The 25,113-nt window shown below is 67.5% G+C and carries 22 protein-coding genes and 2 CRISPR repeat arrays; of the genes, 13 read left to right on the plus strand and 9 right to left on the minus strand.

Going from position 1 to position 25,113, the window contains the following annotated elements; all coding sequences use genetic code 11:
- Window positions 1-56 precede the first annotated feature (56 nt).
- From OG884_RS22640 to OG884_RS22655, 4 genes are all read right to left on the minus strand, one after another.
- Window positions 57-3,434, minus strand: a complete 3,378-nt coding sequence (locus tag OG884_RS22640) for a pyruvate carboxylase (RefSeq protein ID WP_326635885.1) — start codon at window positions 3,432-3,434, stop codon at window positions 57-59.
- A gap of 196 nt (window positions 3,435-3,630) precedes the next feature.
- Window positions 3,631-3,942, minus strand: coding sequence for a hypothetical protein (locus OG884_RS22645; RefSeq protein ID WP_326635886.1), 312 nt, complete (start codon window positions 3,940-3,942; stop codon window positions 3,631-3,633).
- Complete coding sequence (locus OG884_RS22650) at window positions 3,926-4,303, minus strand: hypothetical protein (RefSeq protein ID WP_326635888.1); 378 nt, start codon at window positions 4,301-4,303, stop codon at window positions 3,926-3,928. Before OG884_RS22650 ends, OG884_RS22645 begins: the two co-directional genes overlap by 17 nt.
- A gap of 54 nt (window positions 4,304-4,357) precedes the next feature.
- A complete protein-coding gene (locus OG884_RS22655; RefSeq protein WP_326635889.1) occupies window positions 4,358-4,834 on the minus strand; it encodes a hypothetical protein in 477 nt (158 codons plus the stop codon).
- Between the two features lie 189 nt (window positions 4,835-5,023).
- Between OG884_RS22655 and OG884_RS22660 the strand changes: the two genes are divergently transcribed.
- Window positions 5,024-6,322, plus strand: coding sequence for a hypothetical protein (locus OG884_RS22660; RefSeq protein WP_326635890.1), 1,299 nt, complete (start codon window positions 5,024-5,026; stop codon window positions 6,320-6,322).
- A 540-nt stretch (window positions 6,323-6,862) separates the two neighbouring features.
- Window positions 6,863-8,079: a CRISPR direct-repeat array (repeat unit 37 nt; unit sequence CCAGCACCGACCCTCCGGGGTCGGTGAGGATCGCAAC).
- A 91-nt stretch (window positions 8,080-8,170) separates the two neighbouring features.
- On the opposite strand, the gene OG884_RS22665 is transcribed toward OG884_RS22660, so the two are convergent.
- Window positions 8,171-8,311: a VOC family protein gene (locus OG884_RS22665; RefSeq protein ID WP_326635892.1), complete on the minus strand. Its 141-nt coding sequence runs from the start codon at window positions 8,309-8,311 to the stop codon at window positions 8,171-8,173.
- Between the two features lie 326 nt (window positions 8,312-8,637).
- On the opposite strand from OG884_RS22665, the gene cas3 reads away from it, so the two are divergent.
- The 11 genes from cas3 (at window position 8,638) to OG884_RS22720 (ending at window position 19,704) form a co-directional block, all read left to right on the plus strand.
- Window positions 8,638-10,890: a CRISPR-associated helicase Cas3' gene (gene cas3, locus OG884_RS22670; protein WP_326635894.1), complete on the plus strand. Its 2,253-nt coding sequence runs from the start codon at window positions 8,638-8,640 to the stop codon at window positions 10,888-10,890.
- Window positions 10,891-10,946: 56 nt separating this feature from the next.
- Window positions 10,947-11,570 (plus strand): type I-C CRISPR-associated protein Cas5c, encoded by a 624-nt coding sequence (gene cas5c / locus OG884_RS22675; protein ID WP_326635896.1) that lies wholly within the window; start codon window positions 10,947-10,949, stop codon window positions 11,568-11,570.
- Complete coding sequence (gene cas8c / locus OG884_RS22680; protein ID WP_326635898.1) at window positions 11,570-13,387, plus strand: type I-C CRISPR-associated protein Cas8c/Csd1; 1,818 nt, start codon at window positions 11,570-11,572, stop codon at window positions 13,385-13,387. Before cas5c ends, cas8c begins: the two co-directional genes overlap by 1 nt.
- A complete protein-coding gene (cas7c, locus tag OG884_RS22685; protein WP_326635900.1) occupies window positions 13,384-14,262 on the plus strand; it encodes a type I-C CRISPR-associated protein Cas7/Csd2 in 879 nt (292 codons plus the stop codon). The genes cas8c and cas7c overlap by 4 nt, the downstream gene beginning before the upstream one ends.
- Entirely contained in the window at window positions 14,253-14,897 is a 645-nt protein-coding gene (gene cas4, locus OG884_RS22690; RefSeq protein ID WP_326635902.1) for a CRISPR-associated protein Cas4, read from the plus strand. The genes cas7c and cas4 overlap by 10 nt, the downstream gene beginning before the upstream one ends.
- The gene (gene cas1c, locus OG884_RS22695) at window positions 14,890-15,912 is read left to right on the plus strand and encodes a type I-C CRISPR-associated endonuclease Cas1c (RefSeq protein WP_326635904.1); all 1,023 of its coding nucleotides are present in this window, start codon (window positions 14,890-14,892) and stop codon (window positions 15,910-15,912) included. The genes cas4 and cas1c overlap by 8 nt, the downstream gene beginning before the upstream one ends.
- A 1-nt stretch (window position 15,913) precedes the next feature.
- On the plus strand, window positions 15,914-16,204 hold the full coding sequence (cas2, locus tag OG884_RS22700; RefSeq protein ID WP_326635906.1) for a CRISPR-associated endonuclease Cas2: 291 nt from the start codon (window positions 15,914-15,916) through the stop codon (window positions 16,202-16,204).
- A 281-nt stretch (window positions 16,205-16,485) separates the two neighbouring features.
- Window positions 16,486-17,336: a CRISPR direct-repeat array (repeat unit 37 nt; unit sequence CCAGCACCGGCCCTCCGGGGTCGGTGAGGATCGCAAC).
- A gap of 89 nt (window positions 17,337-17,425) precedes the next feature.
- A complete protein-coding gene (locus OG884_RS22705; protein ID WP_326635908.1) occupies window positions 17,426-17,626 on the plus strand; it encodes a hypothetical protein in 201 nt (66 codons plus the stop codon).
- Window positions 17,627-17,727: 101 nt separating this feature from the next.
- Window positions 17,728-18,594: an aldo/keto reductase gene (locus OG884_RS22710; RefSeq protein ID WP_326635909.1), complete on the plus strand. Its 867-nt coding sequence runs from the start codon at window positions 17,728-17,730 to the stop codon at window positions 18,592-18,594.
- A gap of 132 nt (window positions 18,595-18,726) precedes the next feature.
- On the plus strand, window positions 18,727-19,206 hold the full coding sequence (locus tag OG884_RS22715) for a TIGR00725 family protein (RefSeq protein WP_326635910.1): 480 nt from the start codon (window positions 18,727-18,729) through the stop codon (window positions 19,204-19,206).
- Between the two features lie 252 nt (window positions 19,207-19,458).
- Entirely contained in the window at window positions 19,459-19,704 is a 246-nt protein-coding gene (locus OG884_RS22720; protein ID WP_326635912.1) for a hypothetical protein, read from the plus strand.
- Window positions 19,705-19,777: 73 nt separating this feature from the next.
- Here the strand turns inward: OG884_RS22720 and OG884_RS22725 are convergent, their stop codons facing one another.
- The 3 genes from OG884_RS22725 to OG884_RS22735 all read right to left on the minus strand — a co-directional run bounded on the left by OG884_RS22725 (window position 19,778) and on the right by OG884_RS22735 (window position 23,542).
- Window positions 19,778-21,121 carry a hypothetical protein gene (locus OG884_RS22725; protein ID WP_326635913.1) on the minus strand — a complete coding sequence of 448 codons (1,344 nt, stop codon included), beginning with the start codon at window positions 21,119-21,121 and terminating at the stop codon, window positions 19,778-19,780.
- A 414-nt stretch (window positions 21,122-21,535) separates the two neighbouring features.
- On the minus strand, window positions 21,536-23,290 hold the full coding sequence (locus OG884_RS22730; protein WP_326635914.1) for an acetyl/propionyl/methylcrotonyl-CoA carboxylase subunit alpha: 1,755 nt from the start codon (window positions 23,288-23,290) through the stop codon (window positions 21,536-21,538).
- Window positions 23,291-23,419: 129 nt separating this feature from the next.
- Entirely contained in the window at window positions 23,420-23,542 is a 123-nt protein-coding gene (locus OG884_RS22735) for a hypothetical protein (protein ID WP_326635916.1), read from the minus strand.
- Between the two features lie 173 nt (window positions 23,543-23,715).
- Here OG884_RS22735 and OG884_RS22740 point away from each other — a divergent pair, with 173 nt between their 5' ends.
- Window positions 23,716-23,988: a WXG100 family type VII secretion target gene (locus tag OG884_RS22740; protein WP_030907662.1), complete on the plus strand. Its 273-nt coding sequence runs from the start codon at window positions 23,716-23,718 to the stop codon at window positions 23,986-23,988.
- A 73-nt stretch (window positions 23,989-24,061) separates the two neighbouring features.
- Here OG884_RS22740 and OG884_RS22745 read toward each other — a convergent pair whose 3' ends face one another.
- Window positions 24,062-25,063: an ABC transporter substrate-binding protein gene (locus tag OG884_RS22745; RefSeq protein ID WP_326635921.1), complete on the minus strand. Its 1,002-nt coding sequence runs from the start codon at window positions 25,061-25,063 to the stop codon at window positions 24,062-24,064.
- Window positions 25,064-25,113 lie beyond the last annotated feature (50 nt).

Consider the following 25,113-nt stretch of genomic DNA (forward strand, 5'->3'; position numbering starts at 1 on the left):
CCTCTAAGCCCAGCACACTCGGGACGCGGCTCGTCACCTGACTCGCCAGGCGCGCCTCAAGCGGGGGTGATCTCGAGGACCAGGTCCCCGCCGTCGACCTGCTGCGTGCCGCTGAGGGCGATGCGCCGCACGGTGCCGGAGAGCGGCGCGGTGATGGAGGCTTCCATCTTCATCGCCTCGATGGTGGCAACGGTGTCGCCGGCAGCCACGATGTCACCGACCTTGACGACCGGGGTGACCACGCCACCGAACGGTGCGCCGACGTGCCCGGGGTAGGCCGGATCGACCTTCTCCTGGGCGGGTGCCTCGGCGGAGACGGCCCGGTCACGGACGTTGATCGGGCGGAGCTGGCCGTTGATCGTGCACATGACGGTGCGGATGCCGCGTTCGTCGGGGTCGCTGATCGACCGCAGGCCGAGGATGAGGGTCTTGCCCTCGTCGATGACGACCTCGTGCTCCTCGCCGGGCTTGAGTCCGTAGAGGTAGGCGAGCGTGGGGAGTGTGGAGATGTCGCCGTACTTCTCGCGGGACTCGAGGAAGTCCCGGGTGGGGCCGGGGAAGAGCAGCGTGTTGAGGGTGAGCCTGGCGTCTTTCTCCAGGCTGCGGCGTTCGTCGGATGTCAGGTCGACGGTGGGGGCCTTTTGGGTGCGGCCGGCCAGTGCCTTGGTGCGGAACGGTTCGGGCCAGCCTCCGGGCGGGTCGCCAAGATCCCCGGCCAGGAACCCGATGACGGAGTCGGGTATGTCGTGCGCGCCGGGGTTGTCGGCGAAGGCGGCGGGGTCTGCTCCCACGGCGACCAGGTGGAGGGCGAGGTCGCCGACGACCTTGCTCGACGGGGTGACCTTGACGATGTTGCCGAGGATGCCGTTCGCGGCGGCGTACATGCCCTCGACCTGCTCGAACTTCTCGCCCAGACCGAGCGCGATGGCTTGCTGCCGCAGGTTGGACAGCTGGCCGCCGGGGATCTCGTGGGTGTACACGCGGCCGGTGGGGGACGGCAGTCCGGACTCGAAGGGTGCGTAGAGGCGGCGGGTGGCCTCCCAGTAGGGCTCGAGGTCGCAGACCGCGGCGAGGGAGAGCCCGGTCTCGCGATCGGTGTGGTCCGTCGCGGCGACCAGCGAGGAGAGCGCCGGCTGGCTGGTGGTCCCCGCCATGGCGGCGCAGGCGGCGTCGACGGCGTCGACCCCGGCGTCGATGGCCGCGAGGAGGGTGGCGAGCTGGCCGCCGGGGGTGTCGTGGGTGTGCAGGTGGACCGGCAGGTCGAAGCGCTCGCGGAGGGCGGTCACCAGTGTGCGGGCGGCCGGGGCGCGGAGCAGACCGGCCATGTCCTTGATCGACAGGATGTGGGCGCCGGCGTCGACGATGCGTTCGGCCAGGCGCAGGTAGTAGTCCAGTGTGTAGAGCGTCTCGCGGGGGTCGGACAGGTCGCCGGTGTAGCAGAGGGCGACCTCGGCGACAGCGGTTCCGGTGTCGCGGACGGCCTGGATCGCGGGGGCCATCTGGGACACGTCGTTGAGGGCGTCGAAGATCCGGAAGATGTCGATGCCGGTGGCGGCGGCCTCGTGGACGAAGGCCTCGGTCACCTCGGTCGGATACGGTGTGTAGCCGACGGTGTTGCGGCCGCGCAGCAGCATCTGCAGACAGATGTTGGGGATCGCTGCGCGGAGCGCTTCCAGCCGTTCCCAGGGGTCCTCGGACAGGAACCGCAGCGCCACGTCGTACGTCGCTCCGCCCCAGGCCTCCACTGACAGCAGCTGGGGCGTGGTGCGGGCCACGTGTTCGGCGACGTTGAGCAGGTCCTTGGTCCGCACCCGGGTGGCGAGCAGCGACTGGTGGGCGTCGCGGAAGGTGGTGTCGGTGACCGCCACCGGGGTCTGCTGCCGCAGCGCCCGGGCGAACCCGACGGGGCCGAGCTCGAGGAGCCGCTGACGGGAGCCGTCGGAGAGGGCGCCCGACCCGGTGGGCAGCTTGGCCAGGGGGTCGACGGCCGTCGGTGCCGGGCCGTGGGGCTGATTCACGGTCACGTCGGCGAGGAAGGTCAGCAGCTTGGTGCCGCGGTCGGCACTGGACCGGGCGGTCAGCAGCTGCGGGTGGGTCTCGATGAAGCTGGTGGTGAGCCGGCCGGCCTGGAAGTCGGGGTCGTCCAGGACCGCCTGGAGGAACGGGATGTTGGTCGCGACGCCGCGGATGCGGAACTCCGCGACCGCGCGGCGGGCCCGGTCGACGGCAGTGGCGAAGTCGCGGCCCCGGCAGGTCAGCTTGGTCAGCATCGAGTCGAAGTGCGCCGACACCTCCGCGCCGGTGTACGTCGTACCCCCGTCGAGGCGGACCCCGGCCCCACCCGGCGAGCGGTATGTCGTGATCGTGCCCGTGTCGGGACGGAACCCGTTGGCCGGGTCCTCTGTGGTGATCCGGCACTGGAGGGCCGCGCCCCGCAGCCGCACCGAGTCCTGGGAGAGCCCGAGGTCGGCCAGGGTCGCACCCGAGGCGATCCGCAGCTGCGCCTGCACCAGGTCGACGTCGGTGACCTCCTCGGTCACGGTGTGCTCGACCTGGATCCGCGGGTTCATCTCGATGAACACATACGTGCCTGCCCGGTCGAGGAGGAACTCCACCGTGCCCGCGTTGACGTACCCGATCGTGCGCGCGAACCGCACCGCGTCGGCGCACATCCGGTCCCTCAAGTCCGGGTCGAGGTTCGGTGCCGGCGCGATCTCGACCACCTTCTGGTGCCGCCGCTGCACCGAGCAGTCCCGCTCGAACAGATGGATCACCTCGCCCGTGGCATCCGCCAGGATCTGCACCTCGATGTGGCGGGGGTCGACCACCGCCTGCTCGATGAACACCGTCGGGTCCCCGAACGCGGCCTCGGCCTCACGCATGCACGTCTCCACCGCGTCACGTAGACCAGTGGGCGAATCGACCCGGCGCATTCCCCGGCCACCGCCACCGGCGACCGCCTTGACGAACAGCGGATAGGGCATCGCGGTGGCAGCCTCGACCAGACTGTCCACGTCGGTCGACGGTGCGATGCTCGCCAGCGTCGGAACCCCGGCAGCCTTCGCCGCGGCGATGGCGCGCGCCTTGTTGCCCGTCAGGGTGAGCACATCGGCCGACGGGCCCACGAACGTGATGCCCGCCGCGGCACACGCCTCGGCGAGCTCAGGGTTCTCCGACAGGAAGCCGTAGCCCGGATACACCGCGTCCGCACCCGCAGACAGCGCCGTTTCCACGATCAGCCGCGGGTTCAGGTACGCCCGTACCGGGTGCCCACGCTCTCCGATCTGGTACGCCTCGTCCGCCTTCAGCCGGTGCTCCGAACCCCGATCCTCGAACGGGAACACAGCCACCGTCTCGGCCCCGAGCTCGTACGCCGCGCGAAGGGCACGGATGGCGATCTCGCCTCGGTTGGCGACGAGGACTTTGCTGAACATGGGGGGACCTAGCCTTCCTTGCGCTGGGAGGTCTCGGCCAGACGTGCCAGACCCTGCAACAGACCATCGCACAATCCGGTGGCCCGGACCATGGCGGGGCCAGGCCGTAGCGCCGCCCGTCGAGCCAGGCAAACACCGGCGCATGGTCTTGATCGCCTTGCCTCGCCCTACTTCGCACTAAAAGGAGTTAGATGTCCTATGCCTCACGAGAGTCCGACAGAGAGGGCGGGGCTGCGGAGAGCGGCGGGTCCGGACGGCTGGCCGCGCCGGGTGTGGGCGGTGTGGGGGCGGGTGGTGAGGTCCGCCAGAGGTCGAGTTCTGCCTGTTGCATGAGGTTCCACAGGGCGGTGGCGCTGCTTGCGCAGACGATGCGGCACTCGTTGGGGTCGGTGCATTGCCAGGCTTCGAAGCGGCGGTGGCGCAGGCTCCAGATGACGAACCAGTCAGGTGCGTGCTGTTGGACCTGTTGGGCGGCTCGGGCCGCGTCGAGGTCAGCGAGGGTCAACATGCTCGGCCAGGATCACATCGGCCGGCAGCGGCAGCCCGTTGCGCACCACATCGGCTGCGTCTTTGGTGCGCAGGATGGCGTGGTGTTCGGCGAGCTGTCTGGCAGCCGCGAGCAGTGTCGGCTCGGAGCTGAGCAGTGGGCTGCCGGCGTGGTTGAGTTCGGGGCCGGTCCACCAGAAGCTTTCGCCGTCGGTGTAGGCCAGCAGCCCGTAGTGGACGGAGACGATGGCGTTGCCGGAGGAGAGTTCGTGGACGTCCGCGTGGATGTGGTGAACCTCAGGCCAGTACGGCGGCCAGGTCCTGGGCGTACTCCACGGCGGTCGGCGGCGCGGCGGCGATCGCCTGGGACGCGGGCTCGCCACCGCACCTGCAATCGCACCCGCACGCGAGGGTGTCGTCCCGCTCAGGGGTCGTGTTCATGCCGCGACCCCCTGGTGGTGCGGGTGGTGTCGCCAGGACGAAGGGGCGTCCGGTGAATGGTCCCGGCCGGGAGCGATGGTGAGCTCCGGCCGGTGCGGACGGCCGGTGCCGGGCATTACCGGGCGGCGCGTGTCCGTACGCCCGGAAGGCCGAGTGTGGGCCGATGGAATCTCGCGCTCGGCCTGGCGGGGCGCGGGCACGACCGGAACGAGGTGCGCGGTGACCTCGTGAGCGGGCTCGAAGGTCGGCAGGGTCCGGCCCAGGCCGAGTCGGCGGCGCACATCGAGGCGCTCGGCCATCAGCTCACCGGACGGCTGCGCGTACTCGTGGTCGGCGGCCTGGCCGGGGCAGCCGTGCGCGTACGGCGCGTGCCCACAAACGGCGCACCCCATCGGCAGCGGCGGCCTCTCCGCGAAACAGCCGCAGCCGCTCACCACGGCCCGGTCGAGAACCGGAGCACTAGGGTTATGCATCGGGTCAGGACTCCCTTCCTGATCAAGGGACCCGTACGGCGTTGTGAGCGCCTGCGGGTCCCGCTTTTTGTAGTCGTAATGTCACTGAGTGAAATCATCAGAACGCAGCGCCACTGGTATCCGCTAGAGGACGATGGAGGATGGAAAGCGGACGTCCTCTGGTGTGTCCGCCCCTTGCGGAGGTGCATCATGGCTGACGTACCGGCATGGGCCGCCCGGCTCCGAGCGGCGAGGAATGAGCGGTGCTGGTCACAGAGAGGGACCATCCGGCGGCTGGCCGAAGCCGCCGACGAGTCCACGCGGGCACACCTGCCGACCCGCGAGTCACTGACCAGGATGCTCAGGGCGTGGGAGTCGGGTAAGCACCGTCCCAACGAGCCCTACCCGCGGCTGCTCGCGCGGGCCTTCGGGGTCAGCGAGGAGAAGTTGTTCGCCGACTCGCTGGATGTTCCCGAACCGGGGAAAGCGTCACAGAATAGTCTCATCCAGAAGGCGTCAGATGGAGACGACGACATGGAACGCCGACGACTTTTACGGCTTGCCGCCGGTGCCGGAATCGGCATACTCGGCATCTCCGGCGAGCCGGTTCGCCAGCTCCTCGACCTGTCCCTCGATCACGATTTCCGCAGTGCAGAGGAATGGGAACTGGCTCGCGAGGACCACCTGCACGCGCTTCGGACCCGGCCTCCCGCGCAGGTGGCGGCCGACCTCATCATCGACCTGCTCCTGGTACGGCGGCAGATGGAAGTGTCGCCTCCCGCCGAGGTCGCCGAACTGCAGCGGGTCCTAGCCACACTCTCCGCCATCCACGGCAACGCGTTGACCCGCCTGGGCGACCACGGGGCGGCCATCCGGTGGTGGCACACGGCTCGCCATGCGGCCGATGCGTCCGGCGATCGGGAAGTGCGACTGCTGGTTCGTGTGTCGGAAGCGGGCACGGGCCTGTACGGACAGCGCGCCCCGGAGACGGTTGTCCGCCTTATTCACGACGCGGAGCGGATCGCCGGCGAACCTTCCGTCGGCTTGATGACCACCCGGGCAAAGGCACTCTCCCTGCTCGGCAGGCACGATGATGCGCGCACGACACTGAACGCTCTTGTCGATCTGGCGGAAAAGGGTGCCGCTGGAGATTCTCTCGGCTTCTGGAAGCCAGATCAGATCCATTTCGCCGAGAGCTGGGTTTACGCCGGTGCGGGTGACGAGGCCAAGGCAGACGCGGCCCGAGAGAATGTGCTCGGGTTCACCCCCGAGTACCAATACGGAACCAACGTCATGCTCCATGAGGCGCTCTGCACGGTCGTCAATGGGGGTGTTGACGAGGGTATGCAACGCGCGGCAACAGTGATCGATGCCCTTTCGCCCGCCTACCGCAGCCGCTACATCATTGAAACCGGGCGGATGCTGCTGCGCGCTGTTCCCCCCGACCAGCGAAACCGTCCGGCCATTGGCGAATTTCGTGAAGTTCTGGCTCTTGAGGTCGTGAGATAGACATCATTCGATTCAACGTCCCGCATGCCAGGCTTGACCGACGGGGCGCCGCTTCCCCCGCTGAGTTTTCGGCCAACTCACCACTCTGATCAAGAACTGGTTTAAGCTCATGAAATACCAGCCCGGACTCCCAGCCGGACTCATCGCCGAGACCGGCACCGTCCTATCCGACCCACCGTAGTAACGCCCAGATTTCAGACACGGTACGGCGCCACCTGCTTGAAGCATTCGGAGTACACCACTGTGACCTAATCCGAGAGTCGGCAAGACAGCAGAAACTTTCCTGTTCACCATGAGCAGGGGAGGTCATGAAGGTGTTGCGATGCACACCTGCCATCTCTCTGCTCAGGTACTTGACGATGCCGGACATAGGTATCACGCGGGCCGTTACCTCCCTCGGCCTCTTAACGATCTAGGAACCCCCGGTATGCCCGCGACACGCCACCTGTTCCGAACCGGAAATCATCAGCAATCAGACATTTTTCCCTGCCTGCTGGACGTCTCTCCCCCGAAAAAGACTAAAATCCCAGCTCAAGAACGCCAGCACCGACCCTCCGGGGTCGGTGAGGATCGCAACTGGGGGTGCTCGGCTCGTTGCCTGAGACGTCCCCACCGCCAGCACCGACCCTCCGGGGTCGGTGAGGATCGCAACGGCCGGTCGATCGCCTTGCCCACGTCCAGAGACTTGGGCCAGCACCGACCCTCCGGGGTCGGTGAGGATCGCAACGACGTCGACACCCCGGACACCACTCAAGCCCCGCCTCCAGCACCGACCCTCCGGGGTCGGTGAGGATCGCAACGGGGCGGTTGTCGAATGCGAGCGACTCGATCGTCTTCCAGCACCGACCCTCCGGGGTCGGTGAGGATCGCAACCTCGAACTGCTGCGCACCGAGGAAGTGAAGATCCTTCCAGCACCGACCCTCCGGGGTCGGTGAGGATCGCAACGGCGACAAGCGGCGCGAGCACACCCGCGTCCGCCCCCCAGCACCGACCCTCCGGGGTCGGTGAGGATCGCAACGGCGGTGAGGAAGCCCGCAGCAATGAACGCCTCGACCCAGCACCGACCCTCCGGGGTCGGTGAGGATCGCAACGGCGACAAGCGGCGCGAGCACACCCGCGTCCGCCCCCCAGCACCGACCCTCCGGGGTCGGTGAGGATCGCAACTGAATTCGGTGGCCGGGTCCAGCGCGGCGCCGAGCGCGACCAGCACCGACCCTCCGGGGTCGGTGAGGATCGCAACGGCGACCAGGCGTCCGGGCATGCGGCCTGGGGGCCGGTCCAGCACCGACCCTCCGGGGTCGGTGAGGATCGCAACGAGCCCAAGCGCGTCCGGAAGGCCAGGCGGAAGCTGACCAGCACCGACCCTCCGGGGTCGGTGAGGATCGCAACCAGGACAACGCCACCTTGAGCGGGTCGCGGCGGGCCCAGCACCGACCCTCCGGGGTCGGTGAGGATCGCAACGTGGCGTTGGTCGCGGTGACCGGCGTTGAGGACAACCCAGCACCGACCCTCCGGGGTCGGTGAGGATCGCAACGGCTGTGGGATGTCGCCTCCGGCCGGCGGTCGGCCGGCCAGCACCGACCCTCCGGGGTCGGTGAGGATCGCAACGCCCCGAGGTTCTGACCGGTGTCGAGCAGACCCCGCCCCCAGCACCGACCCTCCGGGGTCGGTGAGGATCGCAACCGCCACGGCGCCCGCCGTCCCGCCCTCGTCCACAGACCAGCACCGACCCTCCGGGGTCGGTGAGGATCGCAACGGGACCCGGAACATCAGGTGCACGCCCGGGTAGGCGGCCAGCACCGACCCCCCGGGGGTCGGTGAGGATCGCAACGGCATATTTAGGACCGTCACCACGCCGGCCGGACCGCGACCCGCCGCTTCGGGCGACCATTGTTCGTCAACGACGGCGAGTCCTCGACCAACTCGAAGCCCAGGGCGTTGGCGAAGAACTCGATGGCCTGGTCGTGGTCCTCCACGATAATCGCCACCGGTTCGACTCGCGTCTTCGTGATCGTAAGCTCTGTCGGCGGCCTGCGTGTACGGCTCTTCGAACACATATTTCCCATGACTCCCATGATTTTTGGCGGGGGGAACGTGAATTATCGGGAAATTTAATCGCCCTCTCACCATGGTTTTCGGGTTTGCGCTTTATGTCTATTTTGTCATATTTATAAATATAAGTCGCAATTGTCGGATGTGGTGTACTGAATAGTTTTCATGTTCTGCTTTGGCGTGGTTAACGCCTCCTTTTCCTGTTATGGTGAACCGGTTGTTTTCCCAGGTAGGGATGTGAAGGTGTTAGCTGAGGATCATTGTGGTTTTTGCTCATAGTGAGAGTGACCGGCTACGGAACTGGCATCTGCTGACCGATCACCTACGGGGTACGGCGGAGTTGGCGGCCCGCTTCGCTGAGAGGTTCGGCGGAGAGCGCATCGCCTGGTGGCTTGGCCTGCTGCACGATTGCGGCAAGGCCTCGTGTGACTGGCAGGAACGCCTGGCAGAGGTGTCGGGAACCGGGCGCCCGGTGGGCATCGATCACAAGACATTGGGTGCCCGCATGGCCCGGGAGCGAGGGCTGGGGTCCTTTGCTCTGGCGATCGCCGGTCATCATGGTGGGCTCGTGGATCCGCAGGCGTTGCGCGAGCGATTGGACAACCCGACGAAAGCGGATCGCGACCGGGAATCCGATGCACTCGCTGTGCTGGAAAGCGGAATACTCCCGGAGTTGGACAATACCGATCGCGTGGTGATCCCCCCGGCATGGAGGCAACCGCTGGTGCGAGAGATGGCACTGCGGCTGACTTTCAGCGCGCTGTGCGATGCGGATTTCCTGGACACCGCCGCCCATTTCGCGGATGCCTCCGGTCCTGTCGTACGCCCCGACGCTGATTTCGGATATTTACGTGATCGGTTCGAGAAGAGACGTACAGCTCTGTTGGAAGATCGTCTCGTCCGCTCCGTCATTGATGCCGAGCGGGAGGAGGTCTATCGAGCATGCGTACGTGCCGCTGCTGCCAAGCCCGGCGTTTTCCGGCTGGCCGCACCCACGGGGGTGGGCAAGACCATCTCGGCCGGAGGATTCGCGCTACACCACGCCGCTCTGCGCGGACATCGCCGAGTGATCGTGGCGGTCCCCTTTTTGACGATCACTGAGCAGAACGCCGGTGTTTACCGGAGTTTGCTGGAGACCTCGCAGGGGGCACAGGTCGTGCTGGAGCATCACAGCGGGGTCAATCTGGACGAACCGTCCAACCGCTGGGCACGTCTGGCCGCGGAAAACTGGGACGCTCCGTTCGTGGTGACGACCACCGTCCGGCTGTTCGAGGCTTTGTTCGACCGGAAACCCGCTGCCATGCGCCGACTGCACCGGCTGGCGGGAGCGGTGATCGTGCTGGACGAAGTTCAATCACTACCGCACCAGATGCTGGTGCCGATTCTGGACGCCCTTCGAACGCTGGTCGACCACTTCGGGACGACCGTGCTCCTCACCTCGGCCACCCAGCCGGACTTCTGGCACCTGAGTCCTTTCGAAACCCTTCCGGCGACCGAGATCGTTGCTGATCCCGCCGCGCTGGTATCCCGGTTGCGGCGAGTCGAATTCGACTGGCGAATCGATCCCAGCCCCACCTTGGACGAACTCGCCGATGAGGCGGCCGCCCAGGAGCAGGCGCTGGTCGTGGTCAACACCACCGCCGACGCCCGTACGGTGTTCAACATCTGGCGTACGCAGGTTCCCGAGGGTGTGGCCTGGCACCTGTCGACCCGGATGTGCGCCGCACATCGGCGCCGCGTGCTCGAAACGGTCCGTACTCGGTTAGCTGAGGGGATGCCGGTTCTTCTGGTGTCGACGCAGCTGATCGAGGCCGGGGTCGATGTCGATTTTCCCCTCGTCTACCGGGTCATGGCGCCGGCGGATTCCTTGCTTCAGGCGGCGGGACGAGCCAACCGTGAAGGCAATCTGCTCGGCCTGGGAAAGGTGGTCATTGTTGATCCCGAGGACGCCGGCCATCCACAGGCATACAAAACCCTGCTGGCTGCCACCCGCCTGTATTTCGGTCCAGGCAAGGCCGATCCCGACAATCTCGCTGCGCTACGCGGCTACTACCGGTCGGTGTACGGCGCACTGAACCTGGAGGATTCACGCAGCGCCGGTCAGCGAATTCAGGACGCCAGAGGCATTCTGGACTTCCCCGCTGTGACCGACGGGCCGGCCGACCCTGTCACCGGTATCCGTGATCGCCGCTATGCCTTCCGTATGATCACCGATGACGGTGTCAGCGTGGTGACCTCACGAGGAGCGGTCGATGAGGAGCAGCGGGAACTCATCGATCAGGTCGTGGAACGGGTTCGTACCGCCGCCCGCCCCGACGGGGCCGACCTGCGACTGCTTCAGCCGTACGTGACCACCGTGCACCCCTCCGCACTGCGAAAGCCCGGAGTGGTCGCCCTGATGAAACCAATCATTGGTGAGCCCGGACGCGCCGGCTCTCTTGCCGAGTGGATCGGCGACTACGACTCTCACACCGGTATCGAACTCGACCCCCGCACCGAGGAGTTCATCTGTTGAACACGGTCAAACCCTCATTACAGTTGCCGCGCTCCTCTGACGGTTCACCTCCGGTGGTGGTGCAGGTCGCGGGTGAGGCCGCGTTGTTCTCGCGGCCGGAGTTGAAGGCCGAGCGGCTGACCTATCCGGTGATGACACCGACTGCCGCCAGGGGAGTGCTGGAGGCGATCTTCTGGAAGCCGCAGATGCGCTACCGGGTGGTGGCCGTCGAAGTGCTCAAACCGATCAAACAGTTCACCATCCGGCGCAACGAGACCCATCAGGTGGTGTCGATGGCCGGGGCGCTGCGCGGGGATCGGGTGGACACCGCCGCCAATCGGGACCAACGCAACGCTGTGTGCCTGCGTGATGTGGCCTATCGGATCCACGCCCATATCGAGGCCGGTACGCAGGCCAACAAGAACGCCGCAGCCTACCGGGACCAGTTCCGGCGCAGGGTTACCCGAGGCTCCTGCTTCCACCAGCCGTTCCTGGGCACCAAGGAGTTCAGCGCGGACTTCGGCGATCCCGACGACACACCGCCGATCAACCGGACCGAGGATCTGGGGGTGATGCTGCACACCATCCATTTCGGGCCACCGATCCAGATGGAGTGGTTCACCGCCCGACTCGACAATGGTGTGCTGTACGTGCCTGAACGCGGAATCCACGTCCCAGCGGTCTCGACCGGCGGTGGCTGATGCTGCTGGCACGCCTGGTGGAGTACGCCAGAGACCGCTTGATATCGCCACCGCCGTTCTACAGAGCACAGAAAGCCCAATGGATCCTGGAACTGCGGGCCGATGGTTCTCCGCTGTCGCCCACGCTGACGCCCTTGGTCGACCCTGGCGATCCGCTGCGTAAGAACGGCGTCGAGTACGTGGTGCCCTCGATCACCAAAACTGTGGGCATCGAACCGAAGGTTGCCTTGGACAACCCGGAATACCTGCTGGGCTGGATCGCCAAAGTTGCCAAACCTGATCGGGTGGCCAAAGCCCATCAGGCATTCATCGACCTGACTGACCAGTGGGTGAAATCTGATCCTGACTCTCCCGCGCATACACTGCACCGCTTCCTGACCGAGGGACATGTTGAGCGGTTCACCGAGCAGGAAGGGTGGGGCCGGGGAGACCTGATCTTGGTACGGATCCATGATGATTCGGTACCTGGGGGTGTCTTCCTGCACGAGACCGAATCGGCCCACCAGTTCTGGGACACGGTGGCTTATTCGCGAAAAGGTTTAGGAAACAGTGGGCTCTGCCTGGTCTGTGGCAGCATGGGGAAACTGCTGAAAACCATTCCCCAGCAGTTACCCGCGAGGCTGGTGCCACAAGCAAGTCAGAGCGCGTCCCTGGTCAGCGTGAACAAGGCCACCCACGGCTTCGCCCTGCAGGAGCAACTCACCCACACTCCGATCTGCGTACAGTGCGGTCTGGCGGCGATGGGTGCGCTGGAAAGCCTGCTGGACCATCAGTGGAGAAGCGCGCTGACCGGGCAGAACACTCGCCTGGCCTGGTGGGTCACCGGAGAGAGCGACCTCACCTTGGATCCGCTGGACGACCCTCGTGCTCACCCCGAACAGGTGGCCCGCATCCTGGGCGCCGCAGCACGCGGCAGGCAGGCGGCCCCACTGACTCAGGAGGACCTGAGCACCTTCTGCGCGGTCACCATCGGGGGCAACGTCTCACGGGTCATGGTCCGCGACTGGATCGAACTGCCCCTGGCTGATATCCAGGACAACCTTGCGGCCTGGTTCACCGACCACGCGATCACCGATGCCTGGACCGGAGAGGTTCGCCACACCGGGCTTGGCAGGATGGCGTTGGCCGGTGGCCGCTGGCTGGGCGACCGCAAAATATATGCCGCCTTCGGTGCCTCCGGAGCCGATCGCCCCGACGGCCTGTATCAAGGACTGCTTCGCGCCGCCCTGCTGAACAAACCGTTGCCGCCCAAGCTGCTGGCCCACGTGGTCCACCGAATCCGAGCCGATGGCCGCCTGGACACCGAACGCGCGGCCCTGCTGCGCCTGGCACTGGTCCGGCGACCCGGTATCTCCCATCCGGAGGCATACATGCCCTTGCTCAATCCCGATCATCATCAGCCGTCCTACCTGGCCGGTCGGCTCTTCGCCGTTCTCGAAGACGTGCAACTCTCGGCCTCTCGCGCGGGCGGTGACGACGCCCCCAACGTCACCTTCACCGACCGCTATTTCAGCCGAGCGGTGACCAGCCCCGCCGTCGCTCTGGTCGCCGGCCGAAAAGACGCGCGTGCCTGGCTCAAACGACTGCGCCGCGACCAGCCCGGTTGGGCCCAGCGCGCCCAAGAGACCCTGGACGATCTGTTCTCCCAGCTGGTAGTCGCCGGGGGCGTCCCGCACGGCGCAGTCCTGGCCGACCAGGCGGCCTTCATCCTGGGCTACCACCACCAGCGCGCCACCACCCGAGCCGAGCGTATCGCCAGCAAAGCAGCCAAAACCTCCAACCAGCAGCTCGACCCGCAAGAAGGAGCTCGCGCATGAGCGCACACCTGGACCCGGCCGTCCGGCACGACATCGTGTTGCTGTTTGACGTCACCGACGGCAACCCCAACGGCGACCCGGACGCGGGTAACCAGCCACGCACCGACGACGAGACCGGCCAGGGCCTGGTCACCGATGTCGCGCTCAAGCGCAAGATCCGCGACGTCATTCCCCAGATCAAGCCCGCAGACGATCGCTACGGCATCTTCGTCGAAGCCGGACACGCCCTCAACCCGCGCATCGAGCAGGCCCGCACCATCACCAAGGGCACGACCGAGGAACAGCAGCGCTGGCTGTGTGACCGCTATGTTGACATCCGCCTGTTCGGCGCGGTGCTCAGTACCGGCAAGAAGGAAGAGGGAAGCAAAACCGCCGGAGCGGGACAGGTACGCGGCCCCCTGCAGTTCACCTTCGCACGCAGTCTGGACCCGGTACTGCCCAGTGACAACGCCATCACCCGCGTCACCCCTACTCGGCAAGAAGACCTCGACTCGGGTAAGCGCACCGAGATGGGTTCCAAATGGACCCTTCCCTACGGGCTCTACCGAGCCCACGCCTTCTACTCCGCTGGACGCGCGGCCAAGACCGGCGTCACCGGCGAAGACCTGCAAACCCTGTGGACGGCCCTGACCCTGATGTTCGACCATGACCGCTCCGCCGCACGCGGAGAGATGAGACTGTGCGGCCTGTACGTCTACAGCCACCCCAACGCCCTCGGCGTGGCACCCGCGGCGGCCCTTTCCAGCCGCATCCGGGTGGAGCGTTCCGACACTGAAAAGCCGCCGCGCCACTACACCGACTACCGGCGCGTCATCGCCAACGACGACCTGCCAGAAGGCGTCACCTTCTGGACAGCAGTGGATCTGTGGCCCTGACCACCGATGACGGGAGCGCGGAACTGGTCAGCATCCCGCTGTCGGCGCTGGAACACCTGACCTACTGCCGACGCCAGGCGGCCTTGATCCACGTCGAGGCCACCTGGACCGACAACGTCGACACCGTACGCGGCGAACTCGCACACGCCGTCGTCGACCTACCGGGTACCCGTCGGCGGCGCAGTGTGGCCCTGGTGCGTTCTCTGCCGGTCCGCAGCCGTGTTCACGGCCTGCACGGTGTCTGCGACCTGGTGGAGATCGAAGGCGACCACGCCACACCCGTGGAGTACAAGGTCGGCCCCTACCATCCTCAGGGGCCGGCCGACCTCCAACTCGCAGGTCAGGCCGTCTGCCTGGCGGAAGCCGGCTACGCCGTACCCGAGGGCTACATCTACTCCGCCGCCGACCGTCGTCGCCACCAGATACCTATCACCCCTGAACTGATCACTCGTACCCTCGAAGCCACTGTCGCAATGCGTGATCTCCTGCTCCAGGACAGGCTCCCTCCCGCCCACAACGACCGCCGTTGCCGTCGCTGCTCGCTCCGCGATGACTGCATGCCCGAACTCACCCACACATCGCACCGGACCACCACCCCTTTTGAAATCCGTCCGTTGGGAACCTGGCGTGACTGAACTCCTCAACACCCTGTACGTCCAGACGCCCGGTAGCAGCCTGCACCTGGAAAACGACACCCTCCGAGTGGTTCACCCCGACCAGCCCGGCCGTAAGATTCTGCCGCTCGCGCGCATCGACCATCTGGTGTTGTTCGGCGGCGTCACCATCACCGATGATCTGCTGCTGCGCTGCGCCGATGACCGTCGCAGTATCAGCTGGCTGACCGGCTTCGGACGTTTCCGCGCCCGCGTGTGTGGCCCCACAGCGGGGAACCCACTGCTGCGCCGCTCCCAACATCGTGCCCATGACGATGAAGCCTGGCGGCTTTCCATCGCTCAGCGCATGGTCGCCGGAAAGATCCACAACAGCCGGCAGGTGCTCCTCCGTGCCGCTCGGGACGCCAGCGGCGCCAAACAGAGCACTCTTCGCGCAGCCGCCGAGCGCAACGCCGTCGCGCTGACCCAAACGGGCCAAGCCGATGACATCTCGGTCCTGATGGGTACCGAGGGCATGGCCGCCCGTGACTACTTCGCAGCCCTGCCCGCGATGTGTCCCAGCGCCGCCACGCCCTTCCAACGTACCCGCCGCCCTCCGGCCGACCCGGTCAACTGCCTGCTGTCATTTCTGTACGGCATGTTGCGCGTCGCGGTCCATGGAGCCCTGGAACAGGCTGGACTTGATCCCTACATCGGGTTCCTGCACGGCGTACGGCCAGGAAAGCCCGCTCTGGCGCTGGACCTGATGGAGGAGTTCAGGCCGCTGCTGGCCGACAGGCTCGTCATGACCATGCTCAACCGCAAAGAGCTCAGCGAAGGCGACTTCGAACGCCTACCCGGGGACGTGGTCCGTCTCACCGACAACGCCCGGCGTACCGTCCTGAACGCCTGGCAGACCAGCCGCCAACGGACCTGGCCACATGCTCACCTGCAACGCGAGGTGCCCGCCGCACTTCTGCCCCTCATTCAGGCCCGGCTGCTGGCCCGACACCTGCGCGGTGATCTGGATGAATACCTCCCATGGACTGTGAACTGACATGGACTTGCTGGTGACCTACGACGTGGAGACCATCACAAAGGAGGGGCAGGCACGGCTGCGCCGGGTCGCGAAGATCTGCGAGGGTTACGGCCACCGCGTCCAGAAATCGGTCTTCGAAATCGTGTGCTCCGAGGCGGACAAGCTCCGCCTGGTCGCAGCTCTTACCCATACCATCGATCACAGCAGCGACACGGTGCGCATCTACCGCCTCCCCGCCCAGGCGCTGGACGACGTCGAACACCTGGGCATCAGACGGGCCATTGACCCCCGAGGCCCCTTGGTGATCTAGGAACCTCCGGTATGCCCGCGACACGCCACCTGTTCCGAACCGGAAATCAACACCAATCGGGCATTTCTCCCCACCTGTCGGATGCTTCTTCGTTGAGAAATGGTTAAAATCCCAGCTCAAGAACGCAGCACCGCCAGCACCGGCCCTCCGGGGTCGGTGAGCCACCATCGCTGTCGCCTCTCTCCCGGCCCTTGCAGGGCAGCACCGCCAGCACCGGCCCTCCGGGGTCGGTGAGCCGGCCCCAAGGCCCGGATCCGCAACAACGTGCTCACCCAGCACCGCCAGCACCGGCCCTCCGGGGTCGGTGAGGCTCTTCACGCAGGACGGCACACCGCTGCCCCGCTCCCCAGCACCGCCAGCACCGGCCCTCCGGGGTCGGTGAGGACCCACAGCCAGGGGGTTGTGCCCCGGTAGAGCGGCCAGCACCGCCAGCACCGGCCCTCCGGGGTCGGTGAGGATCGCAACCAGGGACCGGACGGGGAGCCCATGGAGCAATGCATGCCAGCACCGGCCCTCCGGGGTCGGTGAGGATCGCAACCTCGTCAGCGATGTGAGCGTGCAGCATGCTCTTGATCCAGCACCGGCCCTCCGGGGTCGGTGAGGATCGCAACCACCATGGAGGTCGTCATGCCGCTGGTGTCGATCACGGCCAGCACCGGCCCTCCGGGGTCGGTGAGGATCGCAACGCGGATGTTCCAGCCGTCGCCGCCTCCGAGGTCGTACCAGCACCGGCCCTCCGGGGTCGGTGAGGATCGCAACGGGTACTCGCCCTGGGCCTCGGGCAACGTGTCGTAGCCCAGCACCGGCCCTCCGGGGTCGGTGAGGATCGCAACCGCAACCACAGCGGCGAGCCCCGCACCGCTCGCGACTTCCAGCACCGGCCCTCCGGGGTCGGTGAGGATCGCAACAAGACAACGGAGGCAGTCAGGGTGTGGCAGCACACGACCAGCACCGGCCCTCCGGGGTCGGTGAGGATTGCAACCTGGTCGAAATCGGGGAAGTCGCGGTCGAGCTGGTCGGCCAGCACCGGCCCTCCGGGGTCGGTGAGGATCGCAACGTGGACTCATACAGGCGGTAGACGGCCTCGATCTGGTCCCAGCACCGGCCCTCCGGGGTCGGTGAGGGGCGCAGCAATCAGGGCACTGAGTCGCCGCGTGTTCTTCGGCGAAACCGCCGGGCGGCGGGCACAGGCCATCCACTTCGTGTTCCTGGTCGCTGTGGTTGATCGCGAAGAGCCAGTCGCCGCGTCGTACGAACTTCCAGGCCCAGCAGGCGGGCGTAGGCGGCGTCGGACAGGTGGGTGGAGACGTACAGGACCGTTCCGGAGCCGTACGGGTGGTGGGTGATCGCGGGTTGGTCAGAGAGGGTATCGTCCCGACGCTCATCGGGCTCATCCTGGCCGCCACGGCCGTACGTGGTTGAAAGCGGTTTTCCGGGTACGGGCGCTGCAAGGGGAAGCATCGGCCCAGACGCCGCGGTGGCCGTTTCGAACCGTGATTTTGATCAATTATGAGGAGAACACCATGACGAGTACGGAACGTCCCGCCGAGGCGTCGGGCCAGTTCGCGATCGGGGGCGACCTCACGGTCAACCGCCTGGGGTACGGGGCGATGCAGCTCACCGGGAAAGGCGTGTGGGGAGAACCGAGCGACCCTGAGGAGGCGGTCCGCGTGCTGCGTCGCGCCGTCGAGTTGGGTGTTGACTTCATCGACACCGCCGACTCCTACGGCCCGTTCGTCTCCGAGCTGCTGATCAGGAAGGCGCTGCACCCCTACCCCGAGGACCTGGTCATCGCGACCAAGGCGGGGCTCACCCGGTCGGGCCCCGACGACTGGCGCCCGGTCGGCCGCCCCGAGTACCTGCGCCAGCAGGCCGAGCTGAGCCTGCGCCACCTCGGCGTGGAGCGGATCGACCTGTTCCAGCTGCACCGCATCGACGCGAAGGCGCCCCTCGCCGACCAGGTCGGGGAGCTCGCCCTGCTGCAGCAGGAGGGCAAGATCCGGCACATCGGCCTCAGCGAGGTCAGCGTCGAGCAGGTCGAGGAGGCGAGCAGGTTCGCGAGGATCGTCTCGGTGCAGAACCTCTACAACCTCGCCCAGCGCGACGCCGAGCCGCTGCTGGAGTACTCCGAGGCCAACGGCATCGGCTTCATCCCGTGGTTCCCGCTCGCCACCGGCAAGCTGGCCGAGGAGGGCGGCCCGCTCGCCGAGGCGGCCAGGGCACACGGCGTCACCCCGTCGCAGCTGGCTCTGGCCTGGCTGCTGAAGCGCTCCCCGGTGATGCTCCCCATCCCCGGCACCTCGAAGGTCGCCCACCTGGAGGACAACGTCGCCGCCGCAGGCGTCGAACTGACCGACGAGGAGTTCGCGGCCCTGTCCAAGGGGGCCTGAGAGAGGAGGACGGACGCCGCCGGTCCTGCCGGCGGCGACGTTCCTCGCCCGCCGTGATGTCGATGTACGACCGGCTCGGTTCGCTCTGGAGATCCCCGGCCGGTGGTCGCCACCCGCTGGAAAGGTCTCATCGTGACGATCCAGATAGCGGTTTGCGGTCCGCGTGACTGCACCGGCGAGGACGAGTCCAATGCCCGCGAGATCGGCCGGCTGCTGGCGGAGCGCGGTGCGGTGGTGATCTGCGGTGGTTACACGGGAGTCATGGCCGCCGTGGCGTCCGGTGCCCGCTCGGCGGGCGGGACGGTGGTCGGCATCCTGTCCCGAGCGGACCGGGAGCACGCCAACCCGGACCTTTCCATCGTGATCCCGACCGGCGTCGGGGAGGCGCGAAACAACATCATCGTCAACTCGGGTGATGCCGTGATCGTCGTCGGTGGATCGTGGGGCACCTTGTCGGAACTGGCGCTCGCGATGCGCCACGGCCGTGCCCCCGTGGTCCAGCTCGGCGGCTGGCGGCTGGTTGACCGTGCGGGGCATCAGGTCGCCGGTGTCAGGTACGTCTCGTCCCCGCAGGAGGCACTGGCGGCCACCGGGCTCTGGCCTGACCACTGACTCCTTCGGCCATTGCCCGGCCCAGCCGGGCAATGGCCGGCGGCAGGGGATTCCCATGTGCTCAGTCCGCGTCGTAGCCCCTGTCGGTACGGAAACCGTGGACGAGGTCAGCCGCGGAACCGGATGAGCAGCCCGATCGCCGGCAGCGCCATCAGCAGCAGCTGCCAGTCACGTTTCAGACGCGATCCGAAGGGTTGCGGGCGCGCCCGGCTTGTCCTCGACCCCCCTTTACGGACATCCTTGGAGGTGCCGGTGCCGGCGGGTGAGGTCAGGTCACCCGCCGGTCCGGTCTTCGCGTGGTCGCTAAGCACGGCCGTTGTCCCGCAGGACCTTCAGGTAGGAGTCGCGGGCCTCGTCCCCGCGCGGAGGTCCTTTCCCGGCGCCGCCGGCACGGCCAACCTGGTCTATCTCATCGGCGAGATCGGGGTCGGGGCCGGGATCACCCTCGACGGCCGGCTGCGCAGGGGAGGCCGGGGATACGGCGGCGGGCTCCGGTGACACCGATGGGCGCGCCCCCCGAAGGGGAAGCGCGCCCATCGTCGTGCGGCTCGGCGTACTGCCGTGGGTGGGGCTACCAGTCGCCCCCGCCGAAGTCTCCGCCGCCGAAGTCGCCTCCGCCACCGAAGTCACCCCAGCCGCCGCCGCCGAAGTCGCCGCCACCGCCGAAGTCGGTGCCGCTGTCGGCGCCGGCGCCGTAGCCGCCGTAGCCACCGAATCCGCCGCTCAGCATGCTGCCCATCATCGTGCCGACGAGCATGCCGGTCATGACGTCGCCGAAGCCGCCGTAGTAGCCGTAGGCGTAGGGCTGGTAGGCCGGTCCCGCGTCGTAGTACGGGCGGCGCTGGCCGTTGACCATGACCTCGCGGGTCTGGGGCTCGAAGCCGCGATCGACGGCCTCGGCGTCGGCCGCGCAGGCGGGCACGTCGCGCAGCGCGCCGCCGGGCGGGGCCCAGCGCACGTCACGGACGGAGGGACCGTGCTGCGGGTTGAAGAAGCACGGGGAGCGCCGCTCGGGCAGCGGCTGGTGGTTGACGCGCGCCTTCACACAGGCGAGGGCGTAGCGGCCCTCCTCCAGCGCGGTGGTCACGCCGCGGAACTCGTCGGGGCGCTTGACCGCCGCGAGCTCCACCTTGGCCCGCTCGTAGGAGTCCAGGGCGCGCTGCCAGTCCTCCAGGTGGTCGGCGCCGTCGCCGAGCAGCTTGACGTCGGTGTCGAGGTCGGTGATCTCCTCACCGAACTTGGTGACGTCCTCGTCCACGGTCTGCTTGACCGCGGCCAGCTCGGCGGCCTCACGGATCTCACGATCCTTCTTCTTCTTGCGGGAGTAGAGGAAGATGCCCGCACCACCGGCCAGGGCCAGCACCAGGATGCCGACCAGCACGCCGGTGCTGGAGCCGCTTGAGGAGCTGGAGCTGGAGGAGTTGGCGGGCACGCCGGCGCCCGACGCCGCGTCGTCCGCCAGCTTGACGAAGTTGATCACGCTGTCGGTCGGGCTGTTGGCCTTGGCCCGTCCGAGCAGCTCGTCGACGTCGACACCCTTGATGTTCGTGACGCCGAACGGGGTCCTGCCGTTCATCACCAGGACCGTCGACTTGGAACCGACGCCCTTCAGGAGCGAGCTCAGCAGGGTCCTCGCCTGGGACTGGCTGGTGACCGAGCCGTCGGGCAGCATCGCCACGTAGACGGAGGAAGTCTGCTCGGCCGCGCCGCGCATGGCATCGACGGCGTTGGCGGGCAGGCCCGCCGCGGGATCGGCGTAGAAGTGGTCCCCGTCCTTCAGTTCCGAGACGATCGCACTGGGGTCCGGCGCCGCGGCGTGGGCCGCCGGGGCGAGCATGAAAACGGCCAGCAGCCCGGCGAACAGTGCCATGAGCATGGCACCGAAACGGCCTGGCGCGGTTCTAATCGTGGTCACGGCAGAAAGCCTCCTTCGTCCTGAAGACGAATGAGCGGACGGCAGAGTTCCTACATCTTGACCGTATCCTCTTCCGAATCGTGTCAGGCACCTACCAGGGCATCCGGCGTGTGGACCGTCACGATCTCTTCCGAATCGTGTCAGGCACCTACCGGGGCATTCGGCGTGTGGACCGTCACACCCGCCGCCGCCGCCGCCGCCGCCGCCGCCGCCGCCGCCGCCGCCGCCGCCGTTCGGCCGGGCGCGCGCCGGGCCGAACGAGCAGGCCCCCGAGCGCGTTCTGGGACGCGCTCGGGGGCCGGGTGTCCTTGAAACCCGGATGCCCTTGATCTCGTAGATCGTGGGAACTCGGATGCCCTTGATCTCGTAGATCGTGGGAACTCGGATGCCCTTGATCTCGTAGATCGTGGGAACTCAGACGTCCTTGATCTCGCAGATCGTGGCGCCCGCGGTGACGGTCTGGCCGACCTGCGCCGCCAGTCCCGTGATGGTGCCCGACTTGTGCGCGGCGAGCGGCTGCTCCATCTTCATCGCCTCCAGCACGACGATCGTGTCACCGGCCGCGACGGTGTCGCCGTCGGCGGCGACGACCTTGACGATCGTGCCCTGCATCGGGCTGACCAGGGAGTCGCCGCTCGCGGCCTTCTTGGCCACCCCGCCGCCGCCCCGGCGAGGCGCCTTCGACGCCGCGTTGCCCGCGCCGGCGTTCCCGACGGCGAACCCCGCGGGGAGCACCACCTCCAGCCGCTTGCCGCCCACCTCGACGGTGATCCGCTCCCGCTCGCCCGGCTCCCCGGCCTCGCCGGGCCCTCCGGCGTACGGCGCGATCGTGTTGTCGAACTCGGTCTCGATCCACCGGGTGTGCACCGAGAACGGCTCGCCGGTGAACGCGGGGTCGGCCACCACGGCCCGGTGGAAGGGCAGCACGGTCGGCATGCCGTCGATCTCGAACTCGGCCAGCGCCCTGCGCGAGCGCTCCAGGGCCTGCGCCCTGGTGGCTCCGGTCACGATCAGCTTGGCGACCAGGGAGTCGAAGGACTGCGGGACGGTCATGCCGGCCTCGTAACCGGCGTCCAGGCGCACCCCGGGACCGGAGGGGGCGCTCATACGCGTGATCGTGCCGGGGGCGGGCAGGAAGCCGCGCCCGGCGTCCTCGGCGTTGATCCGGAACTCGATCGAGTGGCCGCGCAGCACGGGGTCGCCGTAGCCCAGCTTCTCGCCGTCGGCGACGCGGAACATCTCCCGTACCAGGTCGACGCCGGCGACCTCCTCGGTCACCGGGTGCTCGACCTGCAGGCGGGTGTTGACCTCCAGGAAGGAGATCGTGCCGTCCTGGCCCACCAGGAACTCGCAGGTACCGGCCCCGACATAGCCCGCCTCACGCAGGATCGCCTTGGAACTGGTGTAGAGCAGGTCGAGCTGCTCGGGCGTCAGGAAGGGGGCGGGGGCCTCCTCGACCAGCTTCTGGTGGCGGCGTTGCAGCGAGCAGTCGCGGGTGGACACCACGACCACGTTGCCGTGGGCGTCGGCCAGGCACTGGGTCTCCACATGCCGGGGACGGTCCAGGTAGCGCTCGACGAAGCACTCGCCCCTGCCGAACGCGGTGACCGCCTCGCGGACCGCGCTGTCGTACAGCTCGGGGATCTCCTCTGCGTTGCGCGCCACCTTCAGCCCGCGCCCGCCGCCGCCGTAGGCGGCCTTGATCGCGATCGGCAGGCCGTGCTCGGCGGCGAAGGCGACGACCTCGTCGCTCCCGGAGACCGGGTCCTTGGTGCCGGCCACGAGCGGCGCGCCGACCTTCTGCGCGATGTGGCGGGCCTGCACCTTGTCGCCGAGCGCGGTGATCGCGGCCGGCGGCGGGCCGATCCAGGTCAGGCCGGCGTCGATCACGGCCTGGGCGAAGTCGGCGTTCTCGGCCAGGAAGCCGTAGCCGGGGTGCACGGCGTCCGCCCCGGTCTCGGCGGCGACCCGCAGCAGCTTGGTGATGTCGAGGTAGGTTTCCGCGGGGGTCTGGCCACCGAGCGCGTGCGCCTCGTCCGAGACCCGGACATGGAGCGCGTCCAAGTCCTGGTCGGAGTAGACGGCGACGCTGGTCAGCCCGGCGTCCTTGCACGCGCGGGCGATTCGCACCGCGATCTCACCACGGTTGGCGATCAGGACCTTATGCACCGACGTCGTTCCCTTCAGTACGTGCGAGCAGGGGGGCTGGCGGGCCTTTCACGGAGTGTAGGCGGCGCTTGATGGCCGGGGAGAGGTGGGTCCTACCTGCCCAGTTGATGGCCGGGGAGAGGATGGGTCCTACCTGCCTGGGTATGCGCCGCCGTTGACGTGCAGGACCTGCCCGGTCAGGTGGCGTGCCTCGGGAGCGGCGACGAACCTCACGATCCCGGTGCCTCCGCCCGTTACCACAATCTCACCCACTGTCCATAGCTCCTTGAATCATGAAAAATCAAGACAATAAAGAACGTTAGCCTCTCGGTAGGTAGGGGAACGTCCATAGCCGCTCGGTATATCCCGGATACCCCTGTGATCCGTACGCCTATCGTGATTTCGTTTGGTGACCAACCCCCGACATCGATCCGAAGGAGACTGGCATGAGCCAGAACTTGCTCGGCGGCAACCCCGCGGAAATGCAGCAGATGGCCACCCAGTTCACCCAGCAGGCCGACCAGGTCAGAGCCACCGTGGCCGCCCTCGACAGGGAGGCGGCGAAGGTCGGAACCGCCTGGACGGGGCCCGGCGCCCAGCGTTTCAGCGAGGCATGGCAGAACTATCGCGCCGCTTTCCAGCGCATGTCCGAGGAGCTCGGTGAGGCTTCTCGGGTGATCAACACCTATCGCGGCAATATCGAGTCCGCCACGCGATAGGAAACGGCCCGCCGAAATGCCCCGGTGCTTGACAGGCCGGGGCATTTTCATGTGCTGGCGCCTGGGCCGGAGGTCACCCGGCCATCGCAGGTCCGTCAGACTTCCATCTGATGAGCGCCGGTCGGTGGCCGAGCTGCATACCGGTGTGGGGGTCGATCTTGAAGGCGCCGAACAGCGTGGTTGTCTCCAACGACGCGGCAGCCGACCACAAGGCATCGCGTCCCGTGTCGCCGGCCGCCGTCACGCAGTGGGTCGCGATGATCGCGGCGGCCACCGCCTGAACGGCTGGATAGTCGGGGAGCACCCCGGCGCGGTCTTGATAGGCGGCGAGGAAGTCAGGTTCGCCGATGCCCACTTCGGCCGAGTCTCCGGTGCCGGGGAACCATTGGCCGACCCCGTAGATGCCGTGGGGGTCGTCGAGCGCCTGGCCGAACTCGCGGACGCCCGCCGCCACCGCGCACACCGCCCGTGGTGGCGTAGGCAGCGATCTGGCCCGCCTGATCGTCTCGATGTCCTCTTCGAAGGCGCCGGCACAGAGGAGAGCCCAAGCGCCTCCGGCTGTCTGCGGCAGGCCGTCCCCGGGGCCGAGCAGGACCGTATCGATGCCGAGGGAACGCGCGATCACCTCGGCGCCGGCGGCCACCTGCCGGCCGAAACCACCCTTGCCGCGGACGATCCATACGGGGAGCGCCTCGGTGCCGGCCAGATGCCACAGGAACGGCTCTGCGTATCGGCTGGCAGGCGTCAGAACCGAGACGACATGTCCAGGGTGGGCCGCCTCGACATCGTCACCCGACCCGCCGTGATTCCAGATCAGGCGGCCGAGCTCGGCGGCGAGGCGGCCTGCCCTGCGCATCAGCTGGGTCGAGTACGGACCGAGCAGGATGTCGCAGCGATCCGACAGCCCGCGGAGCGATGCCTGGAGGACTGCGGGGTCGCTCTGGTCGTCCCGGATCACCAGGTCCAGCGTGCTGTCTGAGGCGTGCCAGATCTCCAAACCGAGCCGGGCCTGCTTGCCGAAGCGGGCATGCTTGCCGGAGAGGGACAGGCAGGCGCCGATGGTGAGTGTCGCCACCGCATCTTCACCTCGTATCGGAACTCGTGGCTGTCTGCGGCCACGATCGA

This window comes from Streptosporangium sp. NBC_01755 (assembly GCF_035917995.1).
GTDB lineage: Bacteria > Actinomycetota > Actinomycetes > Streptosporangiales > Streptosporangiaceae > Streptosporangium.

Coding starts and splice junctions, on each gene's coding strand:
- OG884_RS22640 (WP_326635885.1), bottom strand. CDS start 3,434: ATGTTCAGCAAAGTCCTCGTCGCCAACCGAGGCGAGATCGCCATCCGT.
- OG884_RS22645 (WP_326635886.1), bottom strand. CDS start 3,942: ATGTTGACCCTCGCTGACCTCGACGCGGCCCGAGCCGCCCAACAGGTC.
- OG884_RS22655 (WP_326635889.1), bottom strand. CDS start 4,834: ATGCATAACCCTAGTGCTCCGGTTCTCGACCGGGCCGTGGTGAGCGGC.
- OG884_RS22660 (WP_326635890.1), top strand. CDS start 5,024: ATGGCTGACGTACCGGCATGGGCCGCCCGGCTCCGAGCGGCGAGGAAT.
- cas8c (WP_326635898.1), top strand. CDS start 11,570: ATGCTGCTGGCACGCCTGGTGGAGTACGCCAGAGACCGCTTGATATCG.
- cas7c (WP_326635900.1), top strand. CDS start 13,384: ATGAGCGCACACCTGGACCCGGCCGTCCGGCACGACATCGTGTTGCTG.
- cas2 (WP_326635906.1), top strand. CDS start 15,914: ATGGACTTGCTGGTGACCTACGACGTGGAGACCATCACAAAGGAGGGG.
- OG884_RS22710 (WP_326635909.1), top strand. CDS start 17,728: ATGACGAGTACGGAACGTCCCGCCGAGGCGTCGGGCCAGTTCGCGATC.
- OG884_RS22740 (WP_030907662.1), top strand. CDS start 23,716: ATGAGCCAGAACTTGCTCGGCGGCAACCCCGCGGAAATGCAGCAGATG.